At 38.3% G+C, this 12797-nt stretch carries 13 protein-coding genes; 2 read left to right on the plus strand and 11 right to left on the minus strand.

The annotated features are described in order from the left end of the window. Positions 1 to 11: 11 nt before the first annotated feature. The 11 genes from atpG to L4F92_RS00435 all read right to left on the minus strand — a co-directional run bounded on the left by atpG (position 12) and on the right by L4F92_RS00435 (position 8931). The gene (atpG, locus tag L4F92_RS00385; protein ID WP_250363805.1) at positions 12 to 881 is read right to left on the minus strand and encodes a F0F1 ATP synthase subunit gamma; all 870 of its coding nucleotides are present in this window, start codon (positions 879 to 881) and stop codon (positions 12 to 14) included. Positions 882 to 902: 21 nt separating this feature from the next. Next, the gene (gene atpA, locus L4F92_RS00390; RefSeq protein ID WP_250351237.1) at positions 903 to 2444 is read right to left on the minus strand and encodes a F0F1 ATP synthase subunit alpha; all 1542 of its coding nucleotides are present in this window, start codon (positions 2442 to 2444) and stop codon (positions 903 to 905) included. 12 nt (positions 2445 to 2456) lie between these two features. Next, a complete protein-coding gene (gene atpH, locus L4F92_RS00395; RefSeq protein WP_250351238.1) occupies positions 2457 to 3005 on the minus strand; it encodes a F0F1 ATP synthase subunit delta in 549 nt (182 codons plus the stop codon). A gap of 13 nt (positions 3006 to 3018) precedes the next feature. Beyond that, positions 3019 to 3489: a F0F1 ATP synthase subunit B gene (atpF, locus tag L4F92_RS00400; RefSeq protein ID WP_250351239.1), complete on the minus strand. Its 471-nt coding sequence runs from the start codon at positions 3487 to 3489 to the stop codon at positions 3019 to 3021. Positions 3490 to 3544: 55 nt separating this feature from the next. Then, positions 3545 to 3802: a F0F1 ATP synthase subunit C gene (gene atpE / locus L4F92_RS00405; protein ID WP_250351240.1), complete on the minus strand. Its 258-nt coding sequence runs from the start codon at positions 3800 to 3802 to the stop codon at positions 3545 to 3547. Positions 3803 to 3854: 52 nt separating this feature from the next. Then, positions 3855 to 4667, minus strand: a complete 813-nt coding sequence (gene atpB, locus L4F92_RS00410; protein WP_250351241.1) for a F0F1 ATP synthase subunit A — start codon at positions 4665 to 4667, stop codon at positions 3855 to 3857. A gap of 8 nt (positions 4668 to 4675) precedes the next feature. Continuing rightward, a complete protein-coding gene (locus tag L4F92_RS00415; protein WP_250363806.1) occupies positions 4676 to 5071 on the minus strand; it encodes an ATP synthase subunit I in 396 nt (131 codons plus the stop codon). A 144-nt stretch (positions 5072 to 5215) separates the two neighbouring features. Then, a complete protein-coding gene (rsmG, locus tag L4F92_RS00420; RefSeq protein WP_250363807.1) occupies positions 5216 to 5854 on the minus strand; it encodes a 16S rRNA (guanine(527)-N(7))-methyltransferase RsmG in 639 nt (212 codons plus the stop codon). Next, on the minus strand, positions 5854 to 7743 hold the full coding sequence (gene mnmG / locus L4F92_RS00425; protein WP_250363808.1) for a tRNA uridine-5-carboxymethylaminomethyl(34) synthesis enzyme MnmG: 1890 nt from the start codon (positions 7741 to 7743) through the stop codon (positions 5854 to 5856). The genes rsmG and mnmG overlap by 1 nt, the downstream gene beginning before the upstream one ends. A 465-nt stretch (positions 7744 to 8208) precedes the next feature. Next, the gene (gene mioC, locus L4F92_RS00430; RefSeq protein WP_250363809.1) at positions 8209 to 8652 is read right to left on the minus strand and encodes an FMN-binding protein MioC; all 444 of its coding nucleotides are present in this window, start codon (positions 8650 to 8652) and stop codon (positions 8209 to 8211) included. A gap of 60 nt (positions 8653 to 8712) precedes the next feature. Beyond that, positions 8713 to 8931: a cell division protein ZapB gene (locus L4F92_RS00435; protein ID WP_250351246.1), complete on the minus strand. Its 219-nt coding sequence runs from the start codon at positions 8929 to 8931 to the stop codon at positions 8713 to 8715. 155 nt (positions 8932 to 9086) lie between these two features. Between L4F92_RS00435 and glpX the strand changes: the two genes are divergently transcribed. Beyond that, complete coding sequence (glpX, locus tag L4F92_RS00440) at positions 9087 to 10100, plus strand: class II fructose-bisphosphatase (RefSeq protein WP_250363810.1); 1014 nt, start codon at positions 9087 to 9089, stop codon at positions 10098 to 10100. 199 nt (positions 10101 to 10299) lie between these two features. Then, positions 10300 to 12732, plus strand: coding sequence for a DNA topoisomerase (ATP-hydrolyzing) subunit B (gene gyrB, locus L4F92_RS00445; protein ID WP_250351248.1), 2433 nt, complete (start codon positions 10300 to 10302; stop codon positions 12730 to 12732). Positions 12733 to 12797 lie beyond the last annotated feature (65 nt).

Consider the following 12797-nt stretch of genomic DNA (forward strand, 5'->3'; position numbering starts at 1 on the left):
ATCCTCTCTACTTAAATTGCTGCTGCACCAGCAACAATTTCATTCAATTCATTTGTAATACTTGTTTGGCGAGCTTTGTTATAAACTAATTGCAAGTCTTTAATTAAATTACCTGCATTATCAGTTGCTGCTTTCATCGCCACCATTCTAGCTGCTTGTTCAGAAGCCAAATTTTCAACCACCGCTTGATAAACTTGAGATTCTAAATAACGAACTAATAAACTATCTAACAATATTTTTGGTTCAGGTTCGTAAATGTAATCCCAAGATTGGGTATGTTCACCTAAATCATCATTGTCTAATTCAGGCAAAGGAACAAGTTTTTCTAAAGTAGGTTTTTGCGACATTGTGTTGATGAACTTATTATAAGCAATGTAGATAGCATCTAATCTGCCTTCTCTATAAGCATCAAACATTTGATTTGCCGTACCAATTAACTCTTCAACAGAAGGCGTATCACCCATACCTGAATGTTGAGCCTCAATATTCAAGCCAAGCGATTGGAAAAAACCGATACCTTTCGCACCAATTAACCCCAGTGAAACTTCCACTTGTTTTTCTTTCCAATCTTTAATTTCTTGAAGTGCGGTCTTAAATAAGTTGATATTTAAACCGCCACATAATCCACGATCTGTTGAGACAAGTAAGATACCTACTTTTTTTACTTCTCGTTCTACCAAAAACGGATGTTTATAACCAATACTGGCTTTTGACACGTGGCTAATTACACGGCGTATTGCATTTGAATACGGACGTGAAGATGACATTCGATCCTGCGTTTTACGCATTTTCGATGCAGCAACCATTTCCATTGCCTTAGTAATTTTTTGTGTACTTTGAACACTGGAAATTTTGGTTCTTATCTCTTTTGCACCTGCCATTGATTTTCTCCGTTATGTGAATTACCAAGCGCTGTTTGCTTTGAAATTATCTAAAATTGCTTGCAATGTCGCTTTGATTTCATCGTTATAATCGCCAGTTTTGGTTAAACCATTCATAAAGTCTGCATAATTATGTGCTGCATACTCTAAAAGGGCAGATTCAAAAGATGCAATACGATCTAACTCAACATCTTCTAAATAACCGAATTCAACGGCAAATAGAACTAATGCTTGTTGTGCAACGCTTAATGGAGAATATTGTTTTTGTTTCAATAATTCTGTTACTTTCTGACCGTGAGAAAGTTGTTTACGGGTTGCATCATCAAGATCTGAAGCAAATTGTGCAAAGGCGGCTAATTCACGATATTGCGCAAGTGCGGTACGAATGCCTCCAGCCAATTTTTTAATGACTTTAGTTTGCGCCGCACCACCTACACGAGATACCGAAATACCTGGGTTTACCGCAGGACGAATCCCTGAGTTAAACAAGTTAGACTCTAAGAAAATCTGACCATCGGTAATAGAAATTACGTTGGTTGGAACGAAAGCGGATACGTCACCTGCTTGGGTTTCAATAATTGGTAATGCCGTTAAAGAACCTGTTTTACCTGTTACTTTACCCTGCGTGAAACGCTCAACATATTCTGCATTAACACGAGATGCACGCTCAAGTAAGCGAGAATGTAAATAGAATACATCACCTGGGAAAGCCTCACGACCCGGTGGACGGCGTAATAATAATGAAATTTGACGATAAGCTACCGCTTGTTTTGATAAATCATCATAAACAATGAGAGCATCTTCACCACGGTCACGGAAATATTCTCCCATTGCACAGCCTGAATAAGGGGCAAGATATTGGAGTGCAGCAGATTCAGATGCAGATGCCACAACAACAATGGTATTTTGTAATGCGCCGTGTTCTTCTAATTTACGCACAACGTTTGCAATGGTTGATGCTTTTTGACCAATCGCCACATAGATACATTTAATACCAGAGTCTTTTTGGTTAATAATGGCATCAATCGCTAATGCAGTTTTACCTGTTTGACGGTCACCGATAATTAATTCACGCTGACCACGACCAATTGGTACCATTGAATCCACTGCTTTATAACCCGTTTGAACAGGCTGATCAACAGATTTACGATCGATAACACCCGGCGCAATCACTTCTACTGGTGAATAGCCATCGTGTTCAACTTCACCTTTTCCATCAATTGGCTGACCAAGCGTATTCACTACTCGGCCTAATAAACCTCGACCTACTGGTACTTCAAGAATACGTCCTGTACATTGAACTTCCATTCCTTCTGAAAGATCAACATAAGGTCCCATCACTACCGCACCTACTGAATCACGTTCTAAGTTAAGTGCCATAGCATAACGATTACCGGGTAATGCAATCATTTCCCCTTGCATTACATCGCTTAGCCCATGAATACGAATAACCCCATCACTAACAGAAACAATGGTTCCCGTATTACGAGGCTGGCTTACTACATTAAACTCGGCAATGCGTTTTTTAATTAATTCACTAATTTCAGTTGAATTTAGTTGCATCTTTTATTCCTCTTATAATTGCAACTCATTTGCTAGACGAGCCAATTGACCTCGGCTACTTCCGTCAATGACAAAATCATCAGTACGAATAATTACACCTGCAATCAGGGTACTATCAATGCTGCAATTTAATTTAACTTTACGAGCAAGTTTCTTTTCCATTGCTACAGCAATTTTATCTTGTTGCTCTTTACTTAATGGTTGAGCTGAGACAACATTCACTTCTGCAATGGCTTGATGTTCTCTGACATAATGTTGGAACTGTGCAAATACTGCAGGAAGTACAGTTAAACGCTTATTTTCAGCCATTAACCGAATCAAATTTTGCCCATATTGATCAAGTTGGTCGCCACAAATTGAAATCACCGTATCAGCAACGCTATTGGCAGATAAATCGCTAGTAAGAAAATTTTGCATCTCTTGATTTTCAACCACTTGAGAAACAAAACTTAACATTTCTGTCCATTTTTCTACCGCACTTTTATTTTGCGCTTGCTGTTCAACGGCAAAATCAAATGCTGCTTTTGCATAAGGGCGAGCTATGGTAGTTAATTCTGACATAAGCTCAACCTTCCTATAATTCTGCAACTAATTTATCAATAATGTCATTGTTTGCCGCTTCATCAACTGTACGACCCACAATTTTCTCAGCACCAGCAACGGCTAAAGAAGCAACTTTTGCACGTAATTCTTCTTGAACACGTTTACGCTCTGATTCAATTTCAGCATGACCTTGTTCAATAATTTTTGCTTTCAATGCTTCAGCTTCTGCTTTTACTTCTTCAAGAATTTCATTACGGCGTTTATTCGCTAAATCCACAATTTCTTGAGCTTGAAGTTTTGCTTGATTCATTTCTTGTTCAATCAAAACTTTTACATCAGCCTGTTCTTTTTTTGCTACTTCTGCCGAGCTTAACGCATTTGCGATTTGGCTTTGACGTTCTTCAATCGCCTTAATAATCGGGGGCCAAACGTATTTCATACAAAATAATACGAAAAGCACAAAGGCGATAGTTTGCCCGATTAATGTTGCGTTAATATTCACAACGGTCCTCCTAACTTATTAGTTATTAACTCTTTACCTAGTAAAGAATTATCCGTTATGCGCCTAATAATGAAGCAAATGGATTTGCAAATGCAAAATATAAACCAATACCTACAGCAATCATTGCGATAGCATCAAGTAAACCAGCAACAATAAACATTTTTGTAAGCAATGAGTTAGCTAATTCAGGTTGGCGAGCAGCTGATTCTAGGTATTTACCACCAAGAATACCAAAGCCAATTGCCGTTCCCAATGCAGCAAAAGCAAACATAATTGCAGAAGCAATGATTGTTGCACTAATTACAGTTTCCATAGTTTTCTCCGTTTGATTAAAAATGGGCTGGGCCCGTTAAAGTTAAAAGAAATTAATGTGCGTCTGATTTATTATAAGCAATGCTTAAATAAACAACCGTTAACATCATAAATATAAAGGCTTGTAGTGTAACAACTAAAATATGAAAAATAGCCCACGCAAGATGTAATGGAATTCCCAAACTCGCTACAAACATATTAGCTGAATACATTACGGCAATAAGAATAAAAATTAATTCCCCTGCATACATATTACCGAATAAACGTAATGCTAAAGAAACAGGTTTAGAAATTAATGTTACTGTTTCAAGAACAAAATTGACTGGAATAAATGCCCAATGATTGAATGGGTGCATCGTATATTCTTTGACTAACCCAGAAAAACCTTTTGACTTCACTGTGTAATATAAAATTAAGCAAAAAACACCTAATGCTAGCGCAAAAGTAATGTTCATATCCGTAGTAGGCACCGCACGCAATGGGATATGATGATCACCTGAAAGCATTGCAGCAATTTGTGGTAAGTAATCTACTGGCAATAAATCAATGGTATTCATAATAAATACCCAGACGAAAATAGTAAGTGCTAAAGGTGCAACAAAATCTCTACTTCCATGGAAATTTTCTTTTACCACACCATTAACCCACTCAACTAAAATTTCTACTGCGGCTTGTAACTTACTTGGAACTCCGGTTGTTGCTTTTTTTGCCACACGACGGAATAAATACAAGAAAATAATTCCAGTAACAATTGAAAAAAGAAGAGAATCAAGATTAAATGACCAAAAACCTTCTCCCGATGAAAGATAAGTTAAATGGTGTTGGATATATTCAATCGATGTTTGAGATGAACCTTCCGCTGACATATGTTTTCCTATGAATTTATTGTAGTGTGATGACTAAAAAGCAACGGAAACAAATTATTGGCAATAATAACGCCGAAGTAGCCAGAAAATAATGGCAAGGGCAATATAGGGTTTAAGTTCAATAAACAAATTGAAAATAAAATCACCGTTATGCCAAATTTGATCCCTTCACTTTGGTATAAACGTTTTACTTGTTGCGATAAGTCTTTTTTGTTTTTACTAAACATTATCCACAAAAAGCAAAGTTGCGGAACAAATGCACATATCATTCCAGCAAATAAGGATAAAAACTGTGCATCAGTAAGTAATAAAAAAGCACTCAACGTGAGCAAACTAATGAGTAATCCTTCAATGACTAAAATACGATAATATTGTTTTCTTGTTTGTTGTAGAATTTTTGACATCGTATTGATTACTTATAAAAAATCATCTTATAAAATCGAAATAAATTATACAATTCCCACGATTTTATGCAATAGCTAAGCTGACAAAAAAGCACAGCAATGCTAAATATTCTGTCAGAAGTTATTACGGTTTTTTTATCCCGATCACGCTTTCTTTGTTAGTAAAACCAAATGCCGTTCCCCTACTAATTCAGGTACGGCTAAAGGCACAATCTTATTAACCTGAATTGATGGGCTTAACGCCGATGCTTCTTGAGGTTGATAAATACCTTTCAAAGCATAAAAAATGCCTTGTTGATTGAGTAAATGAATACACCAATCCGTCATATCTTTAAGCGAGGCAAACGCGCGACTTAATACGCCATCAAAGCGTTCCTCAGGCTGATATTCTTCCACTCGACTCAATACGGGCGTAACATTGGTAATGCCTAGCTCTCGCAGCGCATTACGAATAAAACTAATGCGTTTGCCTAAGCTATCTAACAACACAAAGGTTTTATCTGGGTTGATAATGGCTAAGGGTAAACCGGGTAAGCCGGGGCCTGTTCCTACATCAATAAAACGTTCACCTTGTAAGTAAGGACTGACAACAAGGCTATCCATAATATGCTTGACTAACATATCTTGCGGATCTCGCACAGAAGTGAGATTGTAAGCCTTGTTCCATTTATCTAGCAAAGCCACGAGCTTAACTAGCTGCGCTTTTTGCTGATCGCTCACAGAAAGTGCGGTGCTTTTTAGCAGAAAATTTAATTTTTCTTTAAGTTCTTCAATGTTAGCCATTATTCACCACGCTTTAGCATACCTTGTTTTTTCAGGTTCACCAATAAAATAGAAATTGCCGCAGGAGTTACCCCTGAAATACGGCTTGCTTGTCCAATAGAAGTAGGACGATGTTGGATTAATTTTGACCGCACTTCATTAGATAATCCAGATACCGCATCATAATCAAAATTATCGGGAATTTCTGTATTTTCATAACGTTTTTGACGTGCGATTTCTTCTTGCTGATGTTCAATATAACCTTGATATTTGATCGCAATTTCTACTTGCTCAGCGGCTTCTTTATCTTCAATCGCAGGCGCAAAAGGAGTTAATTGCGTAAGAGATTGATAATTCACTTCAGGGCGACGTAATAAATCTTCACCACTTGCTTCACGGCTTAATGGACTATTGAGCAAGGCATTCGCTTGTGCTAAATATTCAGAACGAGGGTGCAACCAAATACTACGTAAACGCTGGCGCTCTAATTCAATATTTTCCATTTTTTGATTAAAACGCGCCCAACGCTTTTCATCAATTAAGCCAAGTTTATGCGCCGTTGGGGTTAAGCGAATATCCGCATTGTCTTCACGTAACAATAAACGGTATTCTGCACGAGAAGTGAACACTCGATAAGGCTCTTTTGTTCCTAAGGTACAAAGATCATCAACTAACACACCAATATAAGCCTGATCACGATGTGGATACCAACTGTCTTTGCCCTGAACATAAAGTCCCGCATTGATGCCCGCTAATAAGCCCTGTGCAGCAGCTTCTTCATAGCCTGTGGTACCGTTAATTTGTCCAGCAAAAAATAACCCGTTAATGGCTTTTGTTTCTAGGGTCGGTTTTAAATCACGCGGATCAAAATAATCATATTCAATGGCATAACCCGGTTTGATAATGCGTGCATTTTCCAGCCCTTTCATTGAATTCACAATGCCCATTTGCACATCAAATGGCAAACTGGTTGAAATGCCGTTTGGATAAACTTCATTTGAAGTCAAACCTTCAGGCTCAAGATAAATTTGGTGAGAATTACGTTCAGCAAAACGCATTACCTTATCTTCAATAGAAGGACAATAACGTGGGCCAATGCCTTCGATCACGCCTGCATACATTGGGCTACGATCTAAATTATTCCGGATCAATTCATGCGTTTGTTCATTTGTATGGGTGATATAGCAAGGAATTTGGCGAGGATGTTGATCCACCGATCCCATAAAGGAAAAAACAGGTAATTTTTCATCGCCGTGTTGTTTTGCGAGTACATCAAAATTAATTGTCCTCGCATCAATACGCGGTGGTGTGCCTGTTTTTAGACGATCTACGCGTAAGTTAAGATCACGCAAGCGATGAGCTAAACTCACTGAAGCCGGATCCCCAGCACGACCGCCTGCATAATTTTCCATTCCAATGTGGATCTTGCCCGATAAAAATGTTCCCGCAGTTAAGATCACGGATTTGGCTCGAAATTTTAATCCCATTTTGGTTTCTACACCAGATACACGATCCTGTTCGATCAAAATATCCGTAACCTCTTGTTGGAAAATATCTAAATTTGGTTGGTTTTCAAGTGCGATCCTAACTGCTTGGCGATACAACACGCGATCCGCTTGCGCACGGGTAGCACGTACCGCAGGGCCTTTGCTGCTATTTAACGTACGAAATTGAATACCGGCTTGATCCGCAGCCGTTGCCATCAAGCCTCCCATTGCATCAATTTCTTTTACCAAATGGCCTTTACCAATACCACCAATGGCAGGGTTACAAGACATTTGCCCTAATGTATCCACATTGTGGGTTAATAATAAGGTTTTTAATCCCATTCGTGCTGGTGCAAGCGCTGCTTCAGTTCCTGCGTGTCCACCACCAATAACAATCACATCATAATTTTCCGTATAAAACATAATAACCTTAATTGCGTGATAAATTTGATCTTCATAAAAGTAACCGCGTATTCTACATTAAATTGATCATTGCTTAAATCGAAGATTGAAGATCCCGTGAAATTTGTTTACAAGATCAAAGGATCAAGAAAAATGATCGTTGCTTATAAATATAAGATCTATTTTTATATATAAAGATCTTATTATGATAATTATTAGGATCGCTGATCTTTGTGAATAAGGGGAAAATTCATTTAAAAATAAAGGAGTTAGATCCTTTTTAAAGCTGTTTAGATCACCGCTTGATCTTGCTGTATATCTTGTGAGTAAAAGTAAAAGTTATCCACAGATAATCGTTAAGGTATTTTTATTTACAGAGTAAATACAATATTTAGACAAGTTTCTTCTTAGTTATCCACAGATGAAATTTAAAGAGATCATAAAAAACAAGAAAGCGATCTGATGAAATGCTCATCAGATCTAAGGTTAAAGATGAGATAAAAAAGTCGGGATCCAATCTTCGGCATACTGTTCTTGATCGTCCACAGCAAGAACATCAATTGTTAAAGGATCACAAATTTGTTGTGCGCTTTGTTCGGTTAAATGGTCTTGTACAATGTTTACCGCATTGCAGAAAGTATCATAATCGGAATTTCCTAACCCGATCACCGCAAAGCGCAAATGGGATAAATCTGGCTTTCGTAGCTTAATTTCATCAAATAATGGTTTCAAATTATCGGGTAATTCTCCCGCTCCGTGAGTTGAGGTTACAATAAGCCAAAGGGGTTCATTGGCCACCTCGGCAAAATGAGGCCCGTGAAAAAGTGCGGTACAAATTTGTTGTGTTTCTAATACTTGTTGTAGATGTTCTGCGACATATTCTGCGCCACCTAATGTACTACCGCTAATTAAGCATACTTTATTATTCATTTTTACTCCTAAAAAATAAGGCTTAGATGATCACCTAAGCCTCTATTTTTATTAATAAAATTAAACGTTATCAATACGACCTAACAAAGAGCGCAAACGTTCTTGCCAGTTTTCATGTTCGCTCTTGAGTTGCTCATTTTCATTGCGTAATGTTTCGTTTTGTTGTTGCGCTTGATTATTTTTTTCTTTTAATTCTTCAACTTCTAATTGAAGTAATTCAATTGTTTCAACGGCTTGTTTAATTTTTGTTTCAAGTTGGTCTAAAATTTCTAACGACATAGTGGATTCCTTTTAAAAAAATGGTTAATGAACATAGATGTATGCTTATTCTACCTGAGTTTATTGATTTCGCAAAAAAATTTATCTTTTTATAACGCAATCGTTTGCAGAAATGATAGAATACGCCGATTTTTAAACAACCAAAGGATCAAAAAATGAATAGAGCATTAGCCATTGAATTTTCTCGAGTTACCGAAGCTGCTGCGCTTGCTGGTTTTGCTTGGTTGGGGCGTGGGGATAAAAATGCCGCCGATGATGCCGCTGTGCAAGCAATGCGATTGATGTTAAATCAAATTGAAATGCGTGGTGAAGTGGTGATTGGTGAAGGCGAAATTGATGAAGCGCCGATGCTCTATATTGGTGAGAAAATTGGTACAGGAACTGGCGAAGAGGTTTCTATTGCTGTTGATCCTATTGAAGGGACAAGAATGACGGCAATGGGGCAACCAAATGCACTTTCTGTGTTAGCTGCAGGGGGAAAAGAGACCTTTTTACGTGCGCCGGATATGTATATGGAAAAATTGGTCGTAGGTCCTGAAGCAAAAGGAATGATTGATTTAAACTTACCATTGGAACAAAACTTGCGCCGTGTAGCATCAAAAATGGGAAAATTACTTTCTCAATTAACGGTGATTACCCTAGATAAACCGCGCCACACTGAAGTCATTAAAAAAATGCAGCTACTTGGAGTGAAAGTCTTGGCGATTCCAGATGGTGATGTTGCCGCATCAATTTTATGCTGTTTGCCTGATGGTGGCGCAGATATGCTGTATGGTATTGGCGGCGCGCCTGAAGGCGTGGTGGCTGCGGCAGCTATTCGTGCCTTAGGGGGAGAAATGCAAGCACGTTTAATTCCTCGTCATCAAGTAAAAGGCAGTTCACCAGAAAATCAATCCATTGCGGCAGATGAAATTCGTCGTTGCCAAGAAATGGGCATTGAAGTGAATCAAGTGCTGAAATTAGAAGAGTTAGTGCGTGATGATAATCTTGTTTTTTCTGCCACAGGTATTACTAATGGTGATTTGCTTAAAGGTATTCATCGTCGCGGTAATTTAGCGACAACGGAAACCTTACTGATTCGTGGCCGTTCACGTACCATTCGTCGTATTCAATCTGTGCATTATTTAGATAGAAAAGACACCGCACTTTATCGTTTAATTGATGCCTAACTGCGTTTTATTTGTTTTATGCTCATCTAGGCGGAAGTTCTCCGCCTAATGGGGTTTTCTGCAAATTAAAGTGCGGTGCTTTTTTTCATTATTTTTCAATTTATTATTTACCTGCCTGAGATTTTTGCGAAATTAGCCAAAAGCCTAAAAATTTGCTATAATCTGCCCAATTTTTTATCAATAAAAACAGAGAATTGTTATGTCGAATAATGTCCCAGAAAATTATGGTGCAAGTAGTATCAAAGTATTAAAAGGCCTTGATGCAGTGCGTAAACGCCCCGGTATGTATATTGGTGATACCGATGACGGAACAGGGTTACATCATATGGTTTTTGAAGTTGTAGATAACGCCATTGATGAAGCATTGGCGGGCTATTGTTCTGATATTATTGTGACTATTCATTCTGATAATTCTGTTTCAGTGCAAGATGATGGTCGTGGTATTCCAGTGGATATTCACCCTGAAGAAGGGGTATCGGCCGCAGAAGTGATTATGACAGTATTGCACGCAGGCGGAAAATTTGATGATAATTCTTATAAAGTGTCTGGTGGATTGCATGGTGTGGGTGTGTCCGTAGTTAATGCGTTATCTGATAAATTACAGCTCACCATTCGCCGTCAAGGCAATGTTCACGAACAATTCTATCATTTAGGTGATCCGCAAGCACCTTTAACTATTATTGGTGAAACTAGCCAAACGGGAACGACGGTGCGTTTTTGGCCAAGTCCAAGCATTTTCACCAATATTGAATTTGAATATGACATTTTGGCTAAACGCTTGCGCGAGCTTTCTTTTTTAAATTCAGGGGTATCCATTCGTTTAATTGATGAACGTGATGATAAACAGGATCACTTTCATTATGAAGGCGGAATCCAAGCCTTTGTGGAATATTTAAATAAAAATAAAAATCCAATTCATCAAAAACCATTTTATTTTTCCACAGAAAAAGATGATATTGGTGTTGAAGTTGCTTTGCAGTGGAATGAAGGCTATCAATCGGAAAATATTCATTGCTTCACCAATAATATTCCACAACGTGATGGAGGAACTCACTTAGCTGGTTTCCGTGCCGCTTTAACGCGAACCTTAAATGCCTATATGGAAAAATCAGGGCTGAATAAAAAAGGCAAGAACGATAAAGTGGAAACCTCAGGTGATGACGCACGTGAAGGGCTAGTCGCGATTATTTCAGTGAAAGTACCTGATCCAAAATTCTCTTCACAAACTAAAGATAAATTGGTTTCTTCCGAAGTAAAAGGGGCGGTGGAATCCGCCATGAATGAGCGCTTGCAAGAATATTTGGAAGAAAATCCAAATGACGCCAAAATGATTGCAAGTAAAATTATTGATGCAGCGCGCGCGCGCGAAGCTGCACGCAAAGCTCGTGAAATGACACGTCGTAAAGGGGCATTGGATATTGCAGGGTTACCCGGTAAGTTAGCAGATTGCCAAGAACGTGATCCCGCTTTATCTGAACTCTACCTTGTGGAAGGGGATTCTGCCGGAGGGTCAGCAAAACAAGGGCGTAATCGTAAAAATCAAGCAATTTTGCCATTAAAAGGGAAAATCCTAAATGTAGAAAAAGCCCGTTTTGATAAAATGCTTTCTTCCCAAGAAGTGGGAACATTAATTACTGCGCTTGGCTGTGGAATTGGGCGTGATGAATATAATCCAGATAAATTGCGTTATCACAGTATTATTATAATGACCGATGCTGATGTGGACGGTGCGCATATTAGCACCTTATTGCTCACTTTCTTCTATCGTCAAATGCCTGAATTAATTGAACGTGGTCATATTTATATTGCTCAACCGCCACTTTATAAAGTGAAAAAAGGTAAAAATGAAGAGTACATTAAAGATGATGAAGCAATGGCACAATATGAACTGAATATTGCTTTAGATGGCGCAGCGTTATATACCACGAAAGATGCTCCTGCAATGAGTGGGGTGGCATTAGAAAAATTGGTGTCTGAATATAACAGCGTGCAAAAAATGATTGCACGTTTAAGCCGCCATTATCCAGAAAGTGTTTTAAAAACCTTGATTTATCAACCTGAATTAACCGTCGCTTTAATGCAAAATGAAAGTGCGGTGGAATTTTGGGCCAAATCTTTGGTTGAAAACTTAACGGAAAAAGAAAGCAGCGGTAATCATTATAGTTATAAATTGCATTTCAATAGCGAACGCCATTTACACGAAGTTGTGCTAACCGTGCGTACTCACGGCATTGATACAGAATATGTATTTGGCTTCCAATTTATCAATGGTAATGATTATGCCCGCATTGTGAAATTGGGTTCACAGCTCAACGGCTTACTTGAGCCTGATGCTTATATCGCACGCGGTGAACGTCAATATCCAGTAACAACGTTTGAACAAGCGGTAGAATGGTTAGTAAAAGAATCGCGTCGCGGTTTAATGGTACAACGTTATAAAGGGTTAGGTGAAATGAATCCAGAGCAGCTTTGGGAAACCACAATGGATCCTGAAACACGTACAATGTTGCAAGTTACCATTAAAGATGCTGTGGCAGCTGATCAGCTCTTCACTACCTTAATGGGGGATGAAGTTGAACCTCGTCGTGAGTTTATTGAATCTAATGCATTACGAGCTAACTTAGATATTTAATCCTTTCTAATAAAAAAAGCCACTTACAAAAAATGTGAGTGGCTTTTTTGTTAGGGAAAAGGAAC

Source organism: Avibacterium sp. 21-595, from assembly GCF_023611905.1.
GTDB lineage: Bacteria > Pseudomonadota > Gammaproteobacteria > Enterobacterales > Pasteurellaceae > Avibacterium.